Annotated in this window: 23 protein-coding genes; 7 read left to right on the plus strand and 16 right to left on the minus strand. The window is 61.4% G+C overall.

Going from position 1 to position 22,272, the window contains the following annotated elements:
- Nucleotides 1–15 precede the first annotated feature (15 nt).
- Nucleotides 16–915: a flagellar motor protein MotB gene (locus OKC29_RS09530; RefSeq protein WP_011707084.1), complete on the minus strand. Its 900-nt coding sequence runs from the start codon at nucleotides 913–915 to the stop codon at nucleotides 16–18.
- Nucleotides 916–923: 8 nt separating this feature from the next.
- Nucleotides 924–1,682, minus strand: coding sequence for a flagellar motor protein PomA (gene pomA, locus OKC29_RS09535; RefSeq protein WP_011707085.1), 759 nt, complete (start codon nucleotides 1,680–1,682; stop codon nucleotides 924–926).
- A gap of 220 nt (nucleotides 1,683–1,902) precedes the next feature.
- Between pomA and xseB the strand changes: the two genes are divergently transcribed.
- The 3 genes from xseB to dxs are packed head-to-tail and all read left to right on the plus strand — an operon-like array spanning nucleotide 1,903 to nucleotide 4,932.
- Nucleotides 1,903–2,154, plus strand: coding sequence for an exodeoxyribonuclease VII small subunit (xseB, locus tag OKC29_RS09540; protein WP_016351725.1), 252 nt, complete (start codon nucleotides 1,903–1,905; stop codon nucleotides 2,152–2,154).
- Entirely contained in the window at nucleotides 2,155–3,045 is an 891-nt protein-coding gene (gene ispA, locus OKC29_RS09545; protein WP_073351374.1) for a (2E,6E)-farnesyl diphosphate synthase, read from the plus strand.
- A 21-nt stretch (nucleotides 3,046–3,066) separates the two neighbouring features.
- Nucleotides 3,067–4,932: a 1-deoxy-D-xylulose-5-phosphate synthase gene (gene dxs / locus OKC29_RS09550; RefSeq protein WP_073351376.1), complete on the plus strand. Its 1,866-nt coding sequence runs from the start codon at nucleotides 3,067–3,069 to the stop codon at nucleotides 4,930–4,932.
- Between the two features lie 79 nt (nucleotides 4,933–5,011).
- Here the strand turns inward: dxs and OKC29_RS09555 are convergent, their stop codons facing one another.
- The 8 genes from OKC29_RS09555 to ribH form a co-directional block, all read right to left on the minus strand.
- On the minus strand, nucleotides 5,012–5,953 hold the full coding sequence (locus tag OKC29_RS09555; RefSeq protein WP_011707089.1) for an ABC transporter permease: 942 nt from the start codon (nucleotides 5,951–5,953) through the stop codon (nucleotides 5,012–5,014).
- A gap of 3 nt (nucleotides 5,954–5,956) precedes the next feature.
- The gene (locus tag OKC29_RS09560) at nucleotides 5,957–6,931 is read right to left on the minus strand and encodes an ABC transporter permease (protein WP_011707090.1); all 975 of its coding nucleotides are present in this window, start codon (nucleotides 6,929–6,931) and stop codon (nucleotides 5,957–5,959) included.
- A gap of 99 nt (nucleotides 6,932–7,030) precedes the next feature.
- On the minus strand, nucleotides 7,031–8,587 hold the full coding sequence (locus OKC29_RS09565; protein ID WP_011707091.1) for an ABC transporter substrate-binding protein: 1,557 nt from the start codon (nucleotides 8,585–8,587) through the stop codon (nucleotides 7,031–7,033).
- 70 nt (nucleotides 8,588–8,657) lie between these two features.
- Complete coding sequence (locus OKC29_RS09570) at nucleotides 8,658–10,382, minus strand: dipeptide ABC transporter ATP-binding protein (protein WP_011707092.1); 1,725 nt, start codon at nucleotides 10,380–10,382, stop codon at nucleotides 8,658–8,660.
- 510 nt (nucleotides 10,383–10,892) lie between these two features.
- Nucleotides 10,893–11,387, minus strand: coding sequence for a phosphatidylglycerophosphatase A family protein (locus OKC29_RS09575; protein WP_073351378.1), 495 nt, complete (start codon nucleotides 11,385–11,387; stop codon nucleotides 10,893–10,895).
- The gene (gene thiL, locus OKC29_RS09580; protein ID WP_029299287.1) at nucleotides 11,384–12,343 is read right to left on the minus strand and encodes a thiamine-phosphate kinase; all 960 of its coding nucleotides are present in this window, start codon (nucleotides 12,341–12,343) and stop codon (nucleotides 11,384–11,386) included. The genes OKC29_RS09575 and thiL overlap by 4 nt, the downstream gene beginning before the upstream one ends.
- Before the next feature lie 60 nt (nucleotides 12,344–12,403).
- Nucleotides 12,404–12,817 (minus strand): transcription antitermination factor NusB, encoded by a 414-nt coding sequence (gene nusB / locus OKC29_RS09585; RefSeq protein WP_011707095.1) that lies wholly within the window; start codon nucleotides 12,815–12,817, stop codon nucleotides 12,404–12,406.
- Between the two features lie 14 nt (nucleotides 12,818–12,831).
- On the minus strand, nucleotides 12,832–13,302 hold the full coding sequence (gene ribH, locus OKC29_RS09590) for a 6,7-dimethyl-8-ribityllumazine synthase (protein WP_016351731.1): 471 nt from the start codon (nucleotides 13,300–13,302) through the stop codon (nucleotides 12,832–12,834).
- A 197-nt stretch (nucleotides 13,303–13,499) separates the two neighbouring features.
- Here ribH and OKC29_RS09595 point away from each other — a divergent pair, with 197 nt between their 5' ends.
- A complete protein-coding gene (locus OKC29_RS09595) occupies nucleotides 13,500–14,696 on the plus strand; it encodes a S1 family peptidase (RefSeq protein WP_073351380.1) in 1,197 nt (398 codons plus the stop codon).
- Between the two features lie 63 nt (nucleotides 14,697–14,759).
- Here OKC29_RS09595 and ribBA read toward each other — a convergent pair whose 3' ends face one another.
- The 6 genes from ribBA to glyA all read right to left on the minus strand — a co-directional run bounded on the left by ribBA (nucleotide 14,760) and on the right by glyA (nucleotide 20,325).
- Nucleotides 14,760–15,869: a bifunctional 3,4-dihydroxy-2-butanone-4-phosphate synthase/GTP cyclohydrolase II gene (ribBA, locus tag OKC29_RS09600; protein ID WP_073351382.1), complete on the minus strand. Its 1,110-nt coding sequence runs from the start codon at nucleotides 15,867–15,869 to the stop codon at nucleotides 14,760–14,762.
- Between the two features lie 141 nt (nucleotides 15,870–16,010).
- Nucleotides 16,011–16,664: a riboflavin synthase gene (locus OKC29_RS09605; RefSeq protein ID WP_073351383.1), complete on the minus strand. Its 654-nt coding sequence runs from the start codon at nucleotides 16,662–16,664 to the stop codon at nucleotides 16,011–16,013.
- Nucleotides 16,665–16,718: 54 nt separating this feature from the next.
- Nucleotides 16,719–17,828 carry a bifunctional diaminohydroxyphosphoribosylaminopyrimidine deaminase/5-amino-6-(5-phosphoribosylamino)uracil reductase RibD gene (gene ribD, locus OKC29_RS09610; protein WP_073351385.1) on the minus strand — a complete coding sequence of 370 codons (1,110 nt, stop codon included), beginning with the start codon at nucleotides 17,826–17,828 and terminating at the stop codon, nucleotides 16,719–16,721.
- Nucleotides 17,829–17,924: 96 nt separating this feature from the next.
- A complete protein-coding gene (gene nrdR, locus OKC29_RS09615) occupies nucleotides 17,925–18,374 on the minus strand; it encodes a transcriptional regulator NrdR (RefSeq protein ID WP_010675395.1) in 450 nt (149 codons plus the stop codon).
- Between the two features lie 134 nt (nucleotides 18,375–18,508).
- Nucleotides 18,509–18,943: a hypothetical protein gene (locus OKC29_RS09620; RefSeq protein WP_164470749.1), complete on the minus strand. Its 435-nt coding sequence runs from the start codon at nucleotides 18,941–18,943 to the stop codon at nucleotides 18,509–18,511.
- Nucleotides 18,944–19,071: 128 nt separating this feature from the next.
- Nucleotides 19,072–20,325, minus strand: a complete 1,254-nt coding sequence (gene glyA / locus OKC29_RS09625; RefSeq protein WP_011707102.1) for a serine hydroxymethyltransferase — start codon at nucleotides 20,323–20,325, stop codon at nucleotides 19,072–19,074.
- 433 nt (nucleotides 20,326–20,758) lie between these two features.
- Between glyA and OKC29_RS09630 the strand changes: the two genes are divergently transcribed.
- The 3 genes from OKC29_RS09630 to torD all read left to right on the plus strand — a co-directional run bounded on the left by OKC29_RS09630 (nucleotide 20,759) and on the right by torD (nucleotide 22,267).
- The gene (locus OKC29_RS09630; protein WP_017409302.1) at nucleotides 20,759–21,046 is read left to right on the plus strand and encodes a hypothetical protein; all 288 of its coding nucleotides are present in this window, start codon (nucleotides 20,759–20,761) and stop codon (nucleotides 21,044–21,046) included.
- Nucleotides 21,047–21,069: 23 nt separating this feature from the next.
- Complete coding sequence (locus OKC29_RS09635) at nucleotides 21,070–21,474, plus strand: GFA family protein (protein ID WP_024944278.1); 405 nt, start codon at nucleotides 21,070–21,072, stop codon at nucleotides 21,472–21,474.
- A gap of 148 nt (nucleotides 21,475–21,622) precedes the next feature.
- Nucleotides 21,623–22,267, plus strand: coding sequence for a molecular chaperone TorD (gene torD, locus OKC29_RS09640; protein WP_073351389.1), 645 nt, complete (start codon nucleotides 21,623–21,625; stop codon nucleotides 22,265–22,267).
- Nucleotides 22,268–22,272 lie beyond the last annotated feature (5 nt).

Below are 22,272 nucleotides of genomic sequence, written 5' to 3' on the forward strand. Positions count from 1 at the left end.
CAGAATTTGCCGGAACTATTTCTGCTCCTGCGCGCTGATCGGGGCTGACACCGTCGGTTTGCCCTGCATGATGGAGATCTCCACCCGCCGGTTCATGCGCCGGTTTTCCGGGCTGGTATTGGGCACCAGCGGCTGGGAATCAGCCATGCCCTGTACCACCAGCCGGCCGCCATCGAAGCCCGGCACCTTGATCATCTGGTGGGCTACCGCCACCGCCCGCTGGGAGGAGAGCTCCCAATTGGACTGGAACAGTTCATCCTCGGTGGCGGCATCATCGGTGTGACCCGAAATGGTGATCTCGCCGGGCACATCCTTGAGCAGGGCTGCCACCTTGCGCACCACCGGCCAGAACTGGGGCTGCAGGAAGGCGGACCCCGCCGGGAAGGCCGCTTTTTCCCGGATCCGGATGATGATCTGCTGGCCAAGCGCCTCCACTTCAATGGCGCCATCCTGGATCTGCGCCTTCATCTGATCCGCCAGCGCCTTGGCCAGCGCGTTGGATTGCTCCTGCTGCTGTTGTTTCTGCGCCTCCTGCTGGGTGTCGCCCCCTACCAGCTTCTCTTCGCTCTTGTCATGACCGCCCGCCTGATCGGCATCACCGGGCTGAAAATCCAGCTCGGTCTGGGTCATGTCCATGGTCTGCTGCATGATGGTATCGATGGGGGTCGGCTCTGGGCGACCCGGCCTGAACTCCTGAGCGATGACGGAGGTTCCCTTGGGAATGTCCTTCACCTCGAGAATATTCTGCACCCCGAACGCCTTCTCCATGGAGCCGGCGATCTGCTTGAACTTCTGCACGTCCATCTCGGCAAACGAGAGCAGCAGCACGAAGAAGCACATCAACAGCGACATCAGGTCGGCGAAGGTTCCCATATAGCCGGGCAGACCGGGAGGTGGGCATTTGCACTTTGCCATGCGCGCTCCTATTCGGTCCCGTTGTTGCGTTTGGACTGGTTCAGGTAGTTCTGCAGCATGGCCTGGATCACTCTCGGGTTCTGGCCATCCTGAATGCCCATGATGGCGTCGAGGATCAGGGTACGGCTCAGCTGCTCCTCACCACTGCGCAGCTCCAGCTTGTCGGCGATGGGGATGGCGATCATGTTGGCCTCGATCGCCCCGTACAGGGTGGTCAGCAAGGCCACCGCCATGGCAGGGCCGATGGATTTGGGATCGCTCATGTTAGCCAACATGGCCACCAGGCCCACCAGGGTACCGATCATCCCCATGGCGGGGCCAAGATCCCCCAGGGAGCGGAACACCTTGACGGCGATGACGTGGCGCTCCGAGGTCAGCTCGATATCCTTCTCCATCACGGCCCGCACCACGTCGGCGTCATGGCCGTCCACCAGCATGTCGATGCCCTTCTTCATGAAGGTATTGGGGATCTCCGCCGCCTCCAGGGCCAGAAAGCCCCCCTTGCGGGCCGCGTCCGCCAGCTCCACCGCCTTGGCAATCAGGTCATCGAGCTTGTCCCCCTTGTACATGAATGCCTTGCCGGCCACCTTGAACGCCATCAGAAACTGGCCGAGGTTGAACTTCATCATGCAGATGAACAGAGAACCCAAAATGGTGATATAGACCGAGGGCATATCCACATACATGCTCATGGGGCCACCCAGCAGCATGCCGTACACCACCACCCCGAACCCCAGCACTATGCCTATCAGACTGCCTAAATCCACATCCCTACTCCTGTCAGCTGAAATTTGTTGTATCTGCAGTTTGTTGAATTTTCTGCTATTGGCTCATCAGCGGCAAGGGTTGCCACAATTTTCCCCGTTCGGAAGATGGCTTATTATCGGCCACTTTTCCGAGAGTTTAAGCCGACGGCATTTTTCTGCCTCCCCCCTGCCCGTCGTCGATGTTAAGATAAGCCGTTTTTTTCAATCCCCGAGGATGGACATGGCCAGTAAAAAAATCGACCGCCTGAGTTTTGATGCCACTCTGGAAGAGCTGGAAACCATAGTTCATCAACTGGAACAGGGCTCCCTGCCGCTGGAAGAGGCCCTCAAGCAGTTTGAGCAGGGCATTCATCTGGTGCGGGCCGGCCAGCAGAAGCTGGAGCAGGCCGAGCAGAAGATCCAGATCCTGCTGACTCAGGCCGATGGCAGCGAGCAAGCCGTCCCCTTCCAGCCAGAGCAAGGAGAGGAGTGAGTGACGCTGGACGATTTTTCCCGCCTGCATCGGCAACGTATTGACGACTGTCTGTCTGCACAACTTGAATCCTTGCCCGCAATGGCTCCCCGCCTGCGCGATGCCATGCGTTACGGCCTGCTGCTGGGCGGCAAGCGGGTACGCCCCTTCCTGGTCTACGCCGTCGGCGAGATGCTGGGCGTAAACAACGAACTGCTGGACGGCCCGGCCGCCGCGGTGGAGTGCATCCACGCCTACTCCCTGCTGCACGACGACCTGCCCGCCATGGATAACGACGATCTGCGTCGCGGTCAGCCGACGGTGCACAAGGCCTTCGATGAAGGCACCGCCATTTTGGCTGGTGACGCCCTGCAGACCCTGGCCTTCACCATTCTGGCCGATCACCCGATGCCGGACTCGCTGCTGGCCAACCGGGTACGGATGCTGAGCCGACTGGCCCGCGCCTCGGGTTATCTCGGCATGTGCGGTGGCCAGGCACTGGATCTGCAGGCGGAGGGGCGCCAGATTTCCCTCGCCGAGCTGGAACAGGTACACCGTCACAAGACCGGGGCTCTCATCGAGTGCGCCGTGGCGCTTGGCGCCCTGTGCAAGGCCGACGTGGATGACGCCACCCTGAGTGCGCTGCAAACCTATGCCGCCGCCATCGGTCTCGCCTTCCAGGTGCAGGATGACATCCTCGACATAACGGGCGATACCGCCACCCTCGGCAAGCGGCAAGGTTCCGATCTGGCGCTGGAAAAGAGTACCTATCCGGCGCTGCTGGGGCTCGACAATGCCCGTGAGCTGGCTCGCGAACTGCATGGTAAAGCCTTAACAGCCTTGCAATCTTTGCCCTACAATACCGACATTCTGGAAGCGTTTGCCGATTACATCATCGAGCGAACCCACTAAACGCTGGATAACAGTAACAATATGAGCGTTGATATAAGCAATTTCCCCAACCTGGCCCTCGCGGATACGCCGGTCGAGTTGCGATCCCTGCCCTTCGAGCGACTGCCCGTACTGTGCAACGAACTGCGTGAATATCTGCTGCGTTCGGTGAGTCGCTCCAGTGGCCATCTTGCCTCCGGGCTCGGCACCGTCGAACTGACGGTGGCGCTGCACTACGTCTACAACACCCCGTTCGATCGGCTGGTGTGGGACGTGGGCCACCAGGCTTATCCCCACAAGATCCTCACCGGTCGCCGCGATCGGATGCAGAGCATCCGCCAGAAAGACGGTCTGCACCCCTTCCCCTGGCGCGGCGAGAGCGAATATGACGTGCTCTCGGTCGGCCACTCCAGCACCTCCATCGGGGCGGCGCTCGGCATGGCCGTGGCAGCCGAGAGCGAAGGGCTGGGCCGCAAGGTGGTAGCGGTGATCGGCGACGGTGCCATTACTGCCGGCATGGCGTTCGAGGCGCTCAATCACGCCGGCGATGTCCACAAGGACATGCTGGTGGTGCTCAACGACAACGAGATGTCCATCTCAGAAAATGTCGGGGCACTGAACAACCACCTGGCCCGCATCATGTCTGGCAAGCTCTACACCACCATCCGCGAGGGTGGCAAGAAGGTGCTGGCCGGCCTGCCGCCGGTCAAGGAGCTGGCCAAGCGGGCCGAGGAACACCTCAAGGGAATGGTGGTGCCCGGTACCCTGTTCGAGGAGTTTGGCTTCAACTACATCGGCCCCATCGACGGCCATGACATCAACGCCCTGGTCGAGACCCTGCGCAACATGCGCAACCTCAAGGGGCCGCAGCTGCTGCACGTCAAGACCAAGAAGGGCAAGGGCTACGAGCCTGCCGAGAAGGACCCCATCGGTTATCACGGCGTGCCCAAGTTCAACCCGGACGAGTGCACCCTGCCCAAGGCGAGCGGCGGCAAGCCGAGCTTCTCCGCCATCTTCGGTCAGTGGCTGTGCGACATGGCGGCCAAGGATGAGCGGCTGGTCGGCATCACCCCGGCCATGCGCGAAGGCTCCGGCCTGGTGAAGTTCAGCCAGCAGTATCCGGATCGCTACTTCGACGTGGCCATCGCCGAGCAGCACGCGGTCACCTTCGCCGCCGGTCTCGCCATCGCCGACCGGAAGCCGGTGGTCGCCATCTACTCGAGCTTCCTGCAGCGGGCCTACGACCAGCTGATCCACGATGTGGCGCTGCAAGAGCTGCCGGTACTGTTCGCCATCGACCGGGCCGGTCTGGTGGGAGCCGACGGTCCCACCCATCAGGGGGCGTTTGACATCAGCTTCCTGCGCACCGTGCCCAACATGGTGATCATGACCCCGTCCGACGAGAACGAATGCCGTCAGATGCTCTACACCGGCTACCAGTGCAACGGGCCGGCGGCGGTACGCTACCCCCGCGGCAGCGGCACCGGCATCCAGGTTGAGAGCGAGATGCAGGCGCTGGCACTCGGCAAGGGCCGGATCATCCGTCAGGGCAAGGGCACCGCCATTCTGGCGTTCGGCACCCTGCTGCAACAGGCCAAAGCGGCAGCCGAGGCGCTCGATGCCACCCTGGTGGATATGCGCTTCGTCAAACCGATGGACGAGGCGCTGGTGCTTTCCCTGGCCGCGACTCACGATCAGTTCGTCACCCTCGAGGACAACGCCATCATGGGCGGTGCGGGCTCTGCGGTGAACGAGCTGCTGATGCGCAGCAAACAGTGCAAGCCGGTGCTCAACCTCGGCCTGCCAGATCGCTTCGTCGAACAGGGTACCCAGGAGGAGATTTACGCTCTGCTGGGGCTCGATGGCACCGGCATCCAGCGCAGCATCGAGCAGTGGCTGCAGGCTTGACCCCCTCAGCACACACAGTAAAAGGGCGCCGTTATGGCGCCCTTTTTGTTTCTCTGTCTTGTTCATTTATCTGTGGCCATCAGCCCTTGTAGAGCTTGGGATTGAACACATCCCGCAGCCAGTCACCCAACAGGTTGATGACCAGCACCAGCACCACCAGGCAGATGCCCGGGAAGGCGGTGATCCACCAGGAACCAGAGAAGATGTAGTTGAAGCCCACGCTGATGAGCGAGCCCAGCGACGGCTGATCCACCGGCATCCCCAGACCGAGGAAGGAGAGCGCTGCCTCGCTCATGATGGCGTTGGCCACCTGCACCGTGGAGATGACCAGGATCGGCGACAGGCAGTTGGGCAGAATGTGGCGGAACATGATGCGCGGGGCGCGAAAGCCCATCACCTTGGCCGCTTCCACATACTCCTTCTTCTTCTCCGCCAGCACAGAGGCGCGCACGGTTCGGGCGTACTGCGGCCACTCGGCGATACCGATGATCACCACCAGCATCAGGATGGCGAACTTCGAGTAGAACTCGGAACCAAACGTCGCCTGGAAGATGGCGGAGATGATGATCGCCACCATCATGGTGGAGAACGACAGCTGCACGTCGGCAAAGCGCATCAGCAGGCTGTCGATGCGGCCACCGAAGTAACCGGCCATCAGCCCGATGACGATGCCGAGCACCAGCTGCAGCGCCACCGCGAACAGACCTATGGTCAGCGAGATGCGGGCGCCATAGAGGATGGTGCTCCAGATGTCGCGACCCTGGTTGTCGGTACCGAGCCAGAAGCGCTCTTCGCCCCCTTCCAGCCAGGAGGGCGGCAATTCGGCATCCATCAGATCGAAGCTGGTCTGGTCGTAGACGTTGTACGGGGCCAGCCAGGGTGCCAGCAGCGCCGCCAGCACGAACACCACGAACACCGCAAAGCTGAACATAGCTACCTTGTCCCGCAGGAAGTAGTAGACGATGTCGGAATTTTTAAAACGAGCCCAACGGCTTGGGCTTGCAGTTACAGCATTAGTCATCTGTTACCCCTTGGCGGTCAGGTTGACGGTCGGGTTGATCAACCCGTAAAGCAGGTCGACCAGGGTATTGGTCACCACGAAAATGAGCCCGACGAAGATGACGTAGGCGGTGATGAGAGGCGTATCGACCCGGTGGATCGCCTCAAGGAACAGGAAGCCGGTCCCCGGCCACTGGAACACGCTCTCGGTCAGGATGGTGTAGGCCACCATGGTGCCGATCTGCACACCACCGACGGTAATGACCGGCAGCATGGTGTTCTTCAGAGCGTGGCTGTAGTAGACCTTGTTGTTGTCCAGCCCCTTGGCACGGGCGAACTTGACGTACTCGGAGGAGAGCTGCTCCAGCATCTCGGAGCGCACCAGCCGGATGAACAGCGGCAGCATGATGGAGGAGAGTGCCACGCAGGGCAGGATCAAATGCTTGATGCCGTCCCAGGTGAAGAAGCCCGACTCCCAGCCCAGCAGGTTGTAGGTCTCGCCGCGGCCATAGGCCGGCAGCCAGCCCAGCTGGATGGAGAAGAGGTACATCAGCATGATGGCGGTCAGGAACACCGGGATCGAGATGCCGATGCTGCTCCCCGCCATGATGATCTTGGTCGGTATGCTGTGCGGGCGGATCGCCGAGTAGACCCCAAGCGGAATGGAGACCACCACGATGATCAGCGCAGCGCCAAACACCAGCTCAAGAGTAGCCACCAGCTTGTCGAGGATAACCTCGAGGGCTGGTCGCTTGAAGAAGTAGGAAGTACCCAGATCCCCGTGTACCGCGTTCTTCAAGAAACGGCTGTATTTGACGAGGAAAGGATCGTTGAGGCCCATCTTCTCGCGCAATTCGTGGCGCTGGGCTTCGGAGACCGATTGTCCCACCAGCTCGCGCAACGGATCCCCCAGGTTGTCCTGGATGGAGAAGGCGACCAGGCTGATGACGAACATCACTATCACGGCCTGATAGAACCGTTTCAGCAGGAATGTAAACATGCTTGTCCTTCTACGTGGCCTGTGTCATGGCACAGGCTTCTGTTAGCAGGCGGGGTGGCCGGCTGACCACCCCGCCCCGTCCTTCCTTGCAACCTTCGCTTACTTGCCGACCACCAGGTCGCCGAAGTAAGGGAAGTTCATCACGTTGACCACCGGCTTGATGTCGGCGTTCTTCTTGGCGCCGTAGGCCAGATCTTCCCAGTGCAGCGGCACATAGGCAGCGTCGTCGATCAGCATGGCTTCGACCTTCTTCAGCATCTCGGCACGCTTGGCCGGATCGGTCTCGGCGTTGGCCTGCTCGACCAGCTTGTCAGCCTCGGCGTTGGCATAACCGGCGCAGTTGTACTGACCCATGCCAGTCTTGGCATCCTTGGTGAAGGTCAGGAACTCGAAGAAGTTCGCACTGTCTTCGGTGTCGGAGTGCCAGCCGATCAGCTGCATGTCCGCGGCGCACTTGTCAAACTCAGGCCAGTACTGGGCCACCGGCATGGTCTTCAGATCCACCTTGATGTTGATCTTGGCCAGCATGGCGGAGACGGCCTGGGCAATCTTGACGTCGTTGACGTAGCGGGCAGCCGGGGAGATGAAGCTCATCTTGAAGCCCTGCTCATAGCCGGCTTCCTTCATCAGCTGCTTGGCCTTGGCCAGATCATACTGGGGCTTGAGCGCCTCGTTGTGACCGGCATAGCCTTTCGGGCTCAGCTGGCCGGCAGGGGTACCGAAGCCTTTGTTGATCTTCTCGACGATACCCACCTGGTTGATGGCGTAGTTGATCGCCTGACGCACGCGCTTGTCTTTCAGCGCCGGGTTGGTGTTCTGGTTCAGCTCGATGATGATGGCGCGGGTACCGGACAAGGTCACCAGCTGGGTGTCCTTGCCGTTCTTCACGCGCTCCAGATCGTTCGGCGCAACCGGGTAGATCACGTCCACGTCGCCACCCAGCAGGGCCGCCACGCGGGTGGCGTCTTCCTTGATGGGCACCACAGTCAGGTTGTCGACGTTGCCCTTGGAGGCCTTGTCCCAGTAGTTGGCGTTGCGGGTGTACTCCAGCTTCACGCCCTGCTCGCGGAACTTGACGCTGAACGGGCCGGTACCGGAGACATGGGTGGAGGCGTAGGAGTCGCCGTTCTTGACGATCTCGGCCTTGTCTTTGCCCGCCTCGGTCTTGCCGGTATAGAACTTGGAGTCCATCGGGAAGATATAGGTGACGGTCTGCAGCACCAGCGGGAACGGCTTGGCGGTGACGAGATCGACGGTGTACTCATCGACCTTCTTCACTTCGGCAATGGGGTCGAAGATCGCCTTGAAGTCGACGGAGGATTTCAGACGGTTGACGGTCCACACCACGTCGTCGGCGGTGAAGTCGTTGCCGGAGTGGAACTTGACGCCCTTGCGCAGGAAGAAGCGCACGGTCTTGTCGTCGATGCGCTCATACTTCTCGGCCAGACGCGGCTCGAATTTCAGGTCCTGGGTGTAACGCATCAGCGGATCGAACACCAGGTGGGACATCTCCAGGGTCTGACCGGAGAGCTGCTCCTGCGGATCCAGCGAGGTGGCGTCGGAGGCGACGGCGACCTTGATGTCGACGGCGGAAACGTTAAAAGCGAAACCGGCGGCAAACAGCGCCAGGGCAATCTTGGATAATCCTTTCTTCATGTCTTTCTCCATGCTTTTGGCTTTTTATTGACACTTTTTTTGACAAGCAGAGCGGCGGGCCGCCCCTTTCCTAGCTTGCGATTTCCAGCCCCTCGCGGGACATTCCCTTGAACTCCGGCATGAGGGAGATCAGCTTGCGGCTGTACTCATGCTCGGCATTGGTAAAGAGTTTCTCGGTCTCCGCCACTTCCACCAGATGACCGTGCTGCATCACCCCGATGCGATCGCACATCTGGCGGATCACCGGCAGATCGTGACTGATGAACAGCATGGTGAGGCCAAGCTCCTGCTGCAGATCCTTGAGCAGGTTGAGGATCTGGGCCTGCACCGAGACATCCAGCGCCGAGGTGGGCTCGTCGCAGATGAGGAAGCGGGGCCGGGTCGCCAGGGCGCGGGCAATGGAGATGCGCTGACGCTGGCCGCCGGAGAATTCGTGGGGATACTTGACCCCGGCACCACGGCCGAGACCGACGTGATCCAGCAGATCCCCCACGATCCCCTCGATCTGGCTCTCGCTGCCGGCCAGCTTATGAAAACGGATCGGCTCTGCGATGATGTCGCGCACCTTCATGCGCGGGTTCATCGAGGAGTAGGGGTTCTGGAACACCATCTGCATCTGGCGGCGCAGGGGGCGGCGCTCATGCTCGCCCTTGAGCGCGGTCAGATCGATCCCCTCGAAGAAGATCTTGCCGGTATCGGGCGGATAGAGGCCGGTGATGGCGCGAGCGATGGTCGACTTGCCGGAGCCAGACTCCCCCACCAGGCCGAAGGTTTCACCCTCGAAGATCTCGAAGCTGATGTTGTTGCAGGCGCGCACGTACTGACGGCGGCTCGGGAACAGGGAGTCCTTGGTGACGAACTTCAGATCCACGTTCTCCACCCGCAGCAGCGCCCCTTCATAGGCGCGCTCGTCCTGACTCTGGCCGAGCCAGTGGGTCTTGAGATCGATGCTGGTATCCGCCGCACCGGCGTCCTCGATGTAGGAGACCAGCGGGAAGCGCACCAGCTTCACATCCGAGCGGGGCACCGCCGAGATGAGGCTCCGGGTATAGGGGTGGTTGGGGCGACCCAGCACCTGTTCGGTGGTACCGAACTCCACCAGATCGCCGCGATACATGACCGCCACCTTGTCGGTGACGTTGGACACCACGCCCATGTCATGAGTCACCAGCATGCAGCCCACCTGCCGCTCTTTGCAGAGGTTGCGGATGAGCTGAAGGATCTGATCCTGGATGGAGACGTCCAGCGCCGTGGTCGGCTCGTCGGCGATGATGAGCTCGGGATCGCCGGAGAGGGCGATGGCAATGACCACCCGCTGGCGCATGCCGCCGGAGAACTGGTGTGGATACTGCTTGATGCGCAGCTCAGGCTGCGGGATCCCCACCGCCGCCATCAGGGAAAGCGCCTTGGCAAAGGCCGCCTCACGGGTGAGGTCGGTATTGGCCAGAATGGTTTCAACCAGCTGCCGTTCGACGGTGAACAACGGGTTGAGGGAGGTCATGGGGTCCTGGAAGATGAAGCCGATGCGCGACCCTCGAATGGCCCGCATCTCGTTCTGGCTCTTGCCGGAGATGAGTTCGCCATTGAGATAGATGTCGCCACGGGCAATACGGCCAGGGGGGCTCAGCAGGTCGATGACGGCGTTGCCTATGGTGGACTTGCCGGCACCGGACTCGCCTACCACACCGACTATCTCCCCCTTTTCAACGGAAAAAGAGAGATCCTTCACTGCGGCCAGCACCCCGTAGCGGGAGGGGTACTCGATCCGCAAGTTTTTCACTTCGAGCAAGGACATGTTTACCTCTGCGGGGGACATCCGTCCCAAATAATTCGTCCGTAAATCGGCCGCAGATGCCGGTCGTGCCTTGGGGTGATCTTGAGTGCTTGATATGACTGCAAAACGCTCAATCCATGAGACAACGAAACCAGCGATCCGGGCGGGTTTTTTGCATTTTTTTGGAATAACCCGCGAGTAACTTAGACGGTTTGGCGGCGAGTGTAAATGATCGGGTTATACAATTTCGCAATACTTTGCTCAGTTAGCAGCCAAGTCAGCAGTCATAAATCATGACTCCTATCACATATACAGACTATATGACCGACAAAATGCATGACTAGTGCTTTTACTTTCAACAATGGCGTAACAGGCGGGAATATTCACTATTGACCTAATAGTCTTAAGCTTCGAATGAGTAGTGAATATTTATGTGAAATGATTTTTTAACGGCAGCATATGCCGGTGAATGAAAACTAAACAGAGATATATAGGGGGATGCCAGCATGGCGCTCCCCCTTGCTGTCACCCTCAACCCAGCCAGTATGCCAGTGATTGCATACAAAACAGGGCGAACAGGCCGGCGATGAGATCGTCCAGCATGATGCCGAGGCCGCCATGGATGCGGCGGTCAAACCAGGAGATGGGCCAGGGCTTGAGGATGTCGAACAACCGGAACAGCACGAAGCCGGCCAGCACCCACTCCCAGCCGGCCGGCGCCGCTATCATGGTGACCCCAAAACCGATCACCTCGTCCCAGACGATGGCGCCGTGATCCGGCATGCCGATGGCATCGGTGGCGCTCTGGCAGATGCGGATACCCGCCATGAAGCCCAGCACCAGCAGCGCGATGAACCAAGGCGTCGACAGACCGCTCACCAGCAGGTAAAGGGGGATGGCGGCGAGCGTCCCCATGGTACCCGGCGCCTTGGGCGAGAGGCCGGAACCAAAGCCCACCGCCAGAAAGTGCAGCGGATGCTTCAGGTTCAGCCGCTTCAACTCGGGCTTTATCGTGAACAGGCTCATGCGAAGTGGTCCCACCCTTTCAGCTCCAGCGCCACCGTTTGTTCGCCCCGCAGATAGTCGATGCCCGGCTCGCCGGCAACGATGCGGCCGATGCGGGTAAACTTGACGCCGCAATTGGCCAGCGCCGTGTCCAGCGCGCCGCGATGTTCCTCCGGCACGGTGAAGCAGAGCTCGTAGTCATCGCCACCGGCCAGTGCCAGCTGCCAGGCATCCTGTTCGCTCACCGCATCCTGCAGCACCGGCGAGAGCGGCAGCAGATCCAGATCGATCTGGGCCCGCACGCCGGAGGCCTTCAGGATATGGCCGAGATCCGAGGCCAACCCGTCGGAGAGATCCAGCGCGCTGCCGGCCAGCCCGCGCAGGGCCTGTCCGGCCAGAATACGGGGATGGGGATGGTCGAGGCGCGGCAACACGGCCGCCAGCTGGTTCTCGTTGAGGGTTCGCTTGGCCAGCAGATGGGAGAGCGCCAGGGCAGCATCGCCCAGGGTGCCGGTCACGTAGACTCCGTCCCCGGCCTTGGCACCGCTGCGCAGCAGGGCACGGCCAGCCGGCACCGACCCTTTCACCGACACCGTGATGGAGAGCGGGCCGCGGGTCATGTCGCCGCCTACCAGCGCCACGTTGTAGTATTCGGCAAGCTCCAGGAATCCTTCGGCAAAACCGGCTACCCAGGCCTCGTTGATGGTGGGCAGGGTCAGTGCCAACGATACCCAGCGCGGCTCAGCGCCCATGGCAGCCAGGTCGGAGAGATTGACCGCCAGCGCTTTGTAGCCAAGATCCACCGGATCCATGTCGGGAAAGAAGTGGACGCCGCTCACCAGGGTATCCGTGCTCACCGCCAGCTGAGTGTCGGGGGGCAGGGTCAGCAGGGCACAATCATCTCCAGGGCCCATCACCACGTCCTTGCGGGCGTGGGGGACCTTGAAGTACTTATCAATCAGCTCGAATTCACCCATACAGTAAAAAGCCAGCAATAAGCTGGCTCCTCTCTTAGATGCTGTTGACGGACAGCAGGATCAACGCTTGTTCAGCGACTTGATCACCTTGTCCAGTACACCGTTGACAAACTTGTGGCTGTCATCGGCAGCAAAGGATTTGGCCAGCTCGATCGCTTCGTTGATGGCCACGCGCGGCGGCACATCATCACGACGAGTCAGCTCATAGGTCGCCAGACGCAGGATCGCCTTGTCCACCATGTCCACTTCTTCCAGCGGACGGGAGAGGAAAGGTGCGAAGACCTTGTCCAGCTCGTTGCAGTGGAGGGCTACCCCGAACAGCAGATCGCGGAAGTAGTTCAGGTCCACCCCCTTGGTGTCCTGATCGATCTTGAACTGCTCTTCGATGTCGCCCACGTTGGCCTTGGTCATCTGCCACTGGTAGATGGCCTGGGTGGCACAATGGCGGGCCTTGCGGCGCTCGGACGGTTTCAATGCATTTCTCCTCGTTACACGTCCAGCTGTTTCAGGACGTTGATCATTTCGAGCGCGCTCAATGCTGCCTCTGCACCCTTGTTACCCGCCTTGGTACCGGCACGCTCGATGGCTTGTTCAATGTTTTCAGTGGTCAGTACGCCGAAGGCAACCGGAATTTCATATTCCATCATTACCTGGGCCATGCCCTTGCTGTTCTCGTTTGCTACCAGATCGAAGTGATAGGTGCCGCCACGGATGACGGTGCCCAGCGCCACGATGGCGTCATATTGACCACTCTTGGCCAGCTTCTTGATGGCCAGGGGGATTTCGACTGCGCCCGGCACTCGCACCAGGGTCAGGTTGCTGTCCTGGACTTGACCTTGACGCTTCAGTACGTCTACCGCACCGTCCACCAGGCTTTCGTTGATGAAGCTGTTGAAACGGGCAACGACAATAGCAACGCGCGCCTCAGGAGCGGCGATATTTCCTTCGATAACCTTCATGGGAAATCCTGTCTCTGTGCAATCAAAAGGGGCCGGAGTCAAAAGTGCGCACATTCTAGCACAAAGGGGAATCGGACAAAAACATGCATCACAATTCTGGCAACGACAGCGCAATTGACTTTTGGCTTAACTGATCCGACCTGATAATAATACGCCACCCTACTACGGGTTAAAATAATAACACCAAGGAGTTCAGTATGTTGGATTTCAAACGCAGCAGCGTCGCACTCGCATGCCTGCTGCCGCTGGCTGCTCAGGCCGATGCTGGCAGCGCGCGCATCATCGGTGGCAGCGCCGTCACAGCCCCCAGCTGGATGGTGGCCGTCGGCGAAGTCGTCAACGGCAATTGGAGCAATTTCTGCGGCGGCACCCTCATCGACAAGCAGTGGGTACTCACCGCAGCGCACTGCGTCGCCGAGGCCCAGTCCGGCCCCATGGAAGTGGCCATCGGGGTGAGTGATCTCAGCCGTCCTCACCTTCGCAGCAAGGTCGACCAGGTGCTGATGCACCCGGAGTATTACGTCAACCTGCTGACCAATCTGGGTTATCGCGACACCCCGAACGCCTCGGATGTGGCCCTGCTGCACCTTGCCACGCCCGTTACCCAGGCACCGATCGCCATCGCCGACCCCATCATCAAGGATACCTGGCAGCAGAACACGACCATGCTGCATGCCCTGGGGTACGGTGGCATCGACCCCAGCGCGACCAAAGCCAGCCCGCAGCTGCTGGCGGTGGATCTCGCCTATCGGGGAGACCGGGACTTCTGGTACGGTGACCCGACCACGACCCATATCTTCGCCGGCAAGCTGGCCGGTCAGGATACCTGCAAAGGGGACAGCGGTGGTCCGCTCACTTATGGTAGACAACTGGTCGGCGTGACCAGCTACGGGGCCTTCCCCTGCGCCACCGGCAGCGCCGGTGGCTATGTCTACGCCCCTGCCTTCAGTGACTGGATCGCCGAGCAGCAGCAAGGCGTCACCCTGACCACGGTCCGCGGCCTGATCCTGCCTTCAGGCACCAGTGGCTGGGCCGACTACCTGCTGGCCAACCGCAGCAACCAGGCAGTCACCCTGAGCGGCATCTACAGCGATGCCCCCGCCATGAGCAACGGCTGCGCCGCCCGTCTGGAAGCGGGTCAAACCTGCACCCTGCGGCTTCGCGCCGATGGCAACAATACAGTCGGTACCCTGCGCGTGCAGGGCGTTGAACTCACCGCCACCAATGAACAGGGGGCGAGCCAGCGTCTTGAAGGGGCCTTGATCAGTCTTACCAGCGAGCCCACCAAGACTCCGGATACCACCACGACCACTTCAAGCAGTGGCGGTGGTGGCGCCACCGGATTCGCAGCCCTGCTGCTGCTGCCGCTGGCCTGGTTGCGCCGGCGCCGCTGAGGCAAAACAGCAAGGGATGACCGAGGTCATCCCTTGCTTCATATTCATTTCATCACATCAGGCTTATTCGCCGACGTACTCCACCACTTCCAGGCCGAAACCGCCGAGGGCGTGGTACTTCTTCGGCGAGCTCAACAGGCGCATCTGGCCGACCCCCAGCGCCTTGAGGATCTGGGAACCGACGCCGACCCGGCGCGAGGTACCCTGCCACTTGGCCCCTTCCGGTGCCAGCCCCTTGTCCGCCGCCTCGAATCCCTTGACCCGGGCCAGCAGCTCGGCGCCATGGGCTTCCGCCCCCAGGATCACCAGCACCCCGCCTTCGTCGGCGATGCGGGCCATGGATTTGGGCAGCGGCCAGCTGCGGGCGCTGTGGCGATCGGTCAACAGCAGATCGCTCAGCACGTCGTGCAGATGGACCCGCACCAGGGTTGGCTGCTCGGCCTGAACCTCACCCTTTTTCAGGGCGAAGTGCACCTGGTTGTCGATGGTGTCGCGGAAGGTGATGAGGTCAAACTCGCCAAACTCGGTGGGCAGCTTGCACTCGGCCACCTTCTCCACCGTGGTCTCGTGCTGGTTGCGGTATTCGATGAGGTCGGCGATGGTGCCGAGCTTGATGCCGTGCTGCTCGGCGAACAGCTCCAAATCCGGACGGCGCGCCATGGTGCCATCTTCGTTGAGGATCTCGACGATGACGGAAGCCGGCTCGTAACCCGCCAGCCGGGCCAGATCGCAACCGGCCTCGGTGTGGCCGGCGCGAGTCAGCACGCCACCGTCCTGCGCCATCAGCGGGAAGATGTGGCCGGGCTGCACCAGATCGGCGGCCTTGGCATTGGGCGCCACCGCCGCCTGCACGGTGACGGCGCGGTCGGCGGCGGAGATGCCGGTGGTTACCCCTTCGGCCGCTTCGATGGTCACGGTGAAGGCGGTGGAGAACTGGGCATTGTTGCGATCGACCATCAGCGGCAGCGCCAGCTGCTTGCAGCGATCCCGGGTCAGGGTCAGACAGATGAGCCCCCGGCCGTAGCGGGCCATGAAGTTGATATCTTCCGGGCGGACACAGGAGGCGGCCATGATGAGGTCCCCTTCGTTCTCCCTGTCTTCGTCATCCATCAGGATCACCATCTTGCCAGCCTTGATATCGGCAATGATTTCCTGGGTCGTGCTTAGCGCCATGGGCTACTCCATCAACATGCTGCGGGGATTGAGCCAGTCGGCTCGGCTTGATACTGCCTATTGTGCTCTAGATGGGGCACAGGGGGCCCCATTTCAATCGGCGCGGGATCACAGAAAAGCGTTTTTCCCACCGAGGGTCCGTCACAGGAAGCCGGACTGGGCCAGCTTTTCCAGGGTCAGGGTGGAGGCGTTGCTCTCCTCGCGCTTGCCCGTCATCAGCCGCTCCAGATAGCGGGCAATCTGATCCACCTCGAGATTGACCCTGTAGCCAGGTTTCCACTGGGCTATGGTGGTCTCTTGGGCGGTGTGGGGCACTATGGTCAGCCGGAACAGATCCCCCTGCACCGCGTTGACGGTGAGGCTGATGCCGTCCACCGCGATCGAGCCCTTCTCGGCGATGTAGCGGGAGAGCTCCCCCGGCGCCTTGATCCAGTACTCGATGGCGCGGCCGCTGGCGGACTTGCTCTTCACCTCGCCGATGCCGTCCACATGGCCGGAGACCAGGTGGCCACCGAGGTGGGAAGTGGGCATCAACGCCTTCTCGAGGTTGACCCGATCTCCCACCCTGGCGGTGGCGAAACCGGTGCGGGAGAGGGTTTCCAGCGACACGTCGGCGGTATAGCTCTTGTCGCCCAGCGCAATCACGGTGAGGCAGACGCCGTTGGTGGCGATGGAGTCGCCCAGCTTGACGTCGCTAAAGTCCAGAGTCGGTGCGTGCACGGTGAGGGCCATGTCCTCCCCCTGGCGGCGCAGCTCGGCCAGGGTTCCCACCGCTTCGATAATTCCGGTAAACATGCAGATCACCTTGCTGATGACGGGGGCGGCACGGCCCCCTTTAACATTGATAAATCAGGCCAGTCTGGCCGTAATGCGGATATCCGGCCCCACCATGCGCACATCCTTGATGTTGAGCTTGGGCGCCTGGAACAGCCGGGTCAGCCCTGGCAGGTGGAACAGGCCGCGCCCCTCATCCCCCATCAGTTTGGGCGCCTGATAGAGCACCAGCTCGTCCACCAGCCCCTTGTCCAGCAGGGCGCCGCACAGCCGCGGCCCCGCCTCCACCAGCACAGAGTTGACGTTCTGCTTGGCCAGCAGCATGAACAGGCTGACCAGATCCAGCTTGCCACCCAGCAGCGGCACTTCCAGCTGCTGCACCCAGGCGGGCCACTCACCGGATGCCTTGTGGCGGGCCAGCAGTACCGGGCCCTCGCTCTGGAACAGCGGCAGATCCGGGGTGAGCCGGTTTTGCGAATCGACGATGACCCGCAGCGGCTGGCGCAGAGTCTCTTTGGGATAGACGGCCTTGACCGAGGCAGGCAGCGCGTCCCAGCGCACGGTGAGGGAGGCGTTATCCGCCAGCACGGTTTCGGCGCTGGAGAGCACCGCATCGTGGCGAGCCCGCAGCCGCTGCACGTCGCGACGCGCCTCCGGGGAGGTGATCCACTGGCTCTCGCCGCTCGCCATGGCGGTACGGCCATCCAGGCTGGCGCCGAGCTTGACCGTCACCTGCGGAAACGCGGTACGCATCCGCTTGAAAAAGCCCGGGTTGAGCGCCTCGGCTTCGCTTGCCAGCAGGCCGAAATCGGTCTTGATGCCGGCCTCGGAGAGCATGCGCAGGCCGCGCCCGCCCACCTGAGGGTTGGGATCCACCATGGCGGCGACCACACGGGTCACCCCGGCCTTGATCAGTGCCTCGGCGCAGGGCGGGGTGCGACCGTGATGGGAGCAGGGTTCCAGGGTCACGTAGGCGGTGGCGCCGCGGGCGTTGTCACCGGCGGCATGCAGGGCGTACACCTCGGCATGGGGCTCGCCCGCGCGCTGGTGCCAGCCCTCTCCTACCACCACGCCGGCTTTCACCAGCACGGCGCCAACGCAAGGGTTGGGGGCCGTGGTGTAACGGCCACGGCGGGCCAGTTCGAGGGCCCGGCTCATCCATTGGTAATCGTCTTGACTAAACATCTGGGCTCCTCTGACAGCACATCCAGGCTTACGCAATATCGTAGGTTCGATTAGCGCAGCGTTATCGAACGCGGCAACCTGGTTTGGAAGAAAGACTTACTTCTCCAGCTTGGCGATCTCTTCGCCGAACTCACGAATGTCTTCAAAGCTGCGATAGACGGAGGCAAAGCGGATATAGGCCACCTTGTCCAGGCTCTTGAGCTCGTCCATCACCAGGTTGCCCACCAGCTGGGAGGCGACTTCGCGCTCGCCGGTGGCGCGCAGGCGGGACTTGATGTGGTTGACCGCCTTTTCGATGGCCTCCATGCTCACCGGTCGCTTCTCCAGCGCCCGCAAGATGCCGGCCCGCAGCTTGTCTTCGTTGAACGGCTCGCGCGAGCCATTGGATTTGATGACGCGGGGCATCACCAGCTCGGCCATCTCGAAGGTGGTGAAACGCTCGTGGCAGAGCAGACATTCGCGACGGCGGCGCACCTGATGGCCTTCGGCCACCAGACGGGAATCGATCACCTTGGTATCTACCGCACTACAGAAAGGGCAATGCATCGGACCTCCGGCGTTGACGGAAAAGGGCGCCGGCCCCGGGGGCTGGCTCTAGGCCGGCCAGTGTAGCACGGCCATCCGGAACCGGTAAAAGCCCGTGGAAACAAGGGACGGCATACACCCAGACGGCCCCTGGCTCAGTCGTCATAAGGCAGGGTATCTGGGTCGCAATCCTGATAATCGGGTTCGGGATCCACGGCAAAGCGACGCGCCTCGATATGGCTGTGGCCCAGCAGCAACGCCTTGCCCACCCGATGCATGCCATCCATCACCCGGCCGGTGCTGTCCAGCAGGATGGGATAGGCGAGATCAGCCGCCATCATCAACTGGCAGTGCGCCACCACGCTGCGCACCGTGGGACTGGCGGCGTCATGGCCGTACCAGTGCACCTGATCGAGCTCGGCAATCTCGCCAAGCGCCACCGCCTGCACCGGCAGATCGCGGCTCAGTCGTACCAGCCGGCGCACATCCCAGGCCAGCAGCCCCTGTTCGCCGGCGCGAAAGTGGTACTGGGCGCGGATCGCCTGCCTGAGCGCAGCCTCCAGCGCCTCGTCTTGCTGTTCACTGACCATGGTCAGATTGCCTTGCCCGCTATGCTCTTCGCCCTTCAGCGTCATCAGGCCCTCCTGTGTTGCCAAACGCCACAAAAAACAATGCCACCCGTGGGTGGCATTGGTCTCAAACCGGGTGAGGGCCGTTATCAGGCATACACCGGGAAACGACGGCAGATATCCAGCACCTGTTCACGTACGGTGGCCAGCACGGCATCGTTGTCGTGGTTGTCCAGCACATCACAGATCCAGTTGGTCAGCTGGATGGACTCGGCTTCCTTGAAACCACGGCGGGTGATGGCCGGGGTACCGATCCGCACGCCGGAGGTGACGAACGGGGAGCGCGGGTCGTTGGGCACGGAGTTCTTGTTGACAGTAATGTTGGCTTTGCCAAGGGCCGCATCGGCCTCTTTGCCGGTCAGCTCACGGCCGATCAGGTCAACCAGCATCAGGTGGTTGTCGGTACCGCCGGAGACGATCTTGTAGCCGCGCTCAATGAAGGTCGCTGCCATCGCCTTGGCGTTTTTCACGACCTGAGCCTGATAGGTCTTGAACTCGGGTTCCAGCGCCTCTTTGAAAGCCACCGCTTTACCGGCGATGACGTGCATCAGCGGACCACCCTGACCACCCGGGAAGACGGCGGAGTTGAGCTTCTTGTAGAGCTCCTCGTCGTCGGCGGCGGAGAGGATCAGACCACCGCGCGGACCAGCCAGGGTCTTGTGGGTGGTGGAGGTGACCACGTGAGCGTGGGGCACCGGGTTCGGGTAGACACCAGCGGCGATGAGACCGGCCACGTGGGCCATGTCGACGAACAGCCAGGCACCGACCTTGTCGGCGATTTCGCGCATGCGGGCCCAGTCAACGATACCGGAGTAGGCGGAGAAGCCACCGATCATCATCTTCGGCTTGTGTTCGACAGCCTGACGTTCCATGTCGTCGTAGTCGATCTTGCCGGACTCGTCGATACCGTAGGGGATGATGTTGTACAGCTTGCCGGAGAAGTTGACCGGAGAGCCGTGGGTCAGGTGACCGCCGTGGGCCAGGTTCATGCCCAGCACGGTGTCGCCCGGCTGCAGCAGGGCCATGTAGACGGCGCTGTTGGCCTGGGAGCCGGAGTGCGGCTGCACGTTGGCGTAGGTGGCACCGAACAGCTCTTTGGCGCGCTCGATAGCCAGGGTTTCAACCACATCCACATACTCGCAACCACCGTAGTAACGCTTGGAGGGGTAACCTTCGGCGTACTTGTTGGTCAGCTGGGAGCCCTGGGCTTCCATGACTCGGGGGCTGGTGTAGTTCTCGGACGCAATCAGCTCGATATGCTCTTCCTGACGACGGGTCTCGTCTGTGATGGCCTGCCACAGCTCTGGATCATAGCCGGCAATGGTCATGTCACGTTTCAACATCCGTTTCTCTCCTGAAAATCGTTTGCGCGATAGGTGAAGTGGGCAGGCGCATTGTAACGTGAGCTGGATCAAAGAGACAGTCCAACCACCCAAAAATTTGTTTAAAAAATGTAAAATGTGTCGCGAAATTCACAATGACCACGCTCCCCAATCGGCTGGACCGTCATCACCCGACACCCACGCCAGCCGTGCCATCCCCTGTTACCGCCCGGGCAACATGACCGGGCCCGGACTGGCCGAACTGCCAAAACCAGAGCCAGATCATGGATATAGCATTTACTAACAGATAACATCTTTAGCTGGCACAGCGGTTGCCCGGCATGCGCAGCAACGACGCGACCGGCAACAGAAGGGCCCTCTCATCGCATCCGGTCAACTGCTGCTCACGTCACCCCCTTGCCTCTTTGCACCGCAGACCTCACGGGAGTAAGCCATGCTGGATAACCTGATGCTGTTTCTGATTATTTCGGTATTCGCGCTGTTCTATTGGATCTACTATACCGGCACTCGCAAGAGTCCCTTTGTCACGCAGTGGGATCAACTGCCCACCCGCGAGCAGTATCTGGCAGCGCACCCGGAAGCCATCGATGGCGACATCATCTTCTGCATTCATTGCGGCCACCATCAGCAACTGGATGTGGGCCTGGTGCACCAGACCGATTTCCGGCGCCAGCATATCTGCACCCGCTGCAAGAAGACGCTCTATCGCGAGGAGCTCTGACCCATCAGCCAAGGATCCGCAAGATGACATCATTGACCGCCAGCTGCCTGTGCGGCGCCGTCGCCCTGAGCCTGCCCGACCGCTTCGACTATCTGGGCAACTGCCACTGTTCCGAGTGCCGCAAATTTTCCGGCGCCGATTACGCCCCGGTGGGCGGCCTGGATGGTGCGCTCGTCACCATCACTCGAGGAGAGGAGGCCATCAGCCGCTTCCAGAAATCCCCCGAGACCACCCTAGCCTTCTGCCGCCACTGCGGCTCCAGCCTGTTCAGCGAGAAGCGCAGCAGCGGCAAGCTGAACCTGCGCCTCGGCATTCTCGACACGGCGCCGAGCCAGCGACCAGGCTTTCACATTTTCGTCGGCTCCAAGGCCCCCTGGCACGAGATCACCGATGAGCTGCCGCAGTTCGAGACTCGCCCCACCGCCTGACACCGTCGCCGACATGCCCTGAAAAGGTCGCCTCTGGCGGCGTTTTTCCCGACTTGTTCGGCGGATTGTCACCTATGGGTTAACTTTTCCGCCAAAGCCGTTAGAATCGGGCTCAGTCTGCTTCCCGCTTGCCATCCACGGAGGAAAAATGCAGGAATTTCTGGCCACTAGCGAACGTCGGGCCGAACTTTACTGGTGGTTTGCCACCCTGTTTACCGCCCAGCTCAGCGACGAACAGATCGCCGAATACGACAGCTATGATGTGCGAAGCTTCCTGAAGAGCCTCTCCACGCTCGATCCCATGCGCCCGGCCGTGGCCGAGCTCAATGACGCAATCGCCCGCTTGCTGGTGCGCCCCGAGCGGGCCAACGCGCTGGCCGGCGACTTCCATGAGCTGTTCCTGGCCAACGACGCCGTCTCCCCCCATGAATCCGCCCACCAGGACGCCGCTGCGCTCGAGCGCATGCAGACGCGGCTGAGCCGGCTCAATATCGATGTCAGCGCCAAATACCAACAACCGGTCGATCATCTGGGGGTCGAACTGGATCTGATGGGCAATCTCATCATTCGCGCCGCCGAAGCCGCCAGCGCCGATCTGCGCGAACAGTGGCTCGGCGAGCAGGAGGCCTTGCTGCACGGCCATCTGCTGGCCTGGTTCCCCCATTTCGAGCGCGCCTGCCGCGCCGCCGATCCGTTTGGCTTCTACGGCGCCAGCGCCCGCCTGCTGGGGGTCTTCCTCACCATGGATGCCAACTACCTCAGCCTGGTCAAACCGGCGCCAGCCGCCGACTGAGTTCG

The sequence above is a fragment of the Aeromonas sp. QDB34 genome (assembly GCF_027705405.1).
Lineage (GTDB): Bacteria > Pseudomonadota > Gammaproteobacteria > Enterobacterales > Aeromonadaceae > Aeromonas > Aeromonas hydrophila.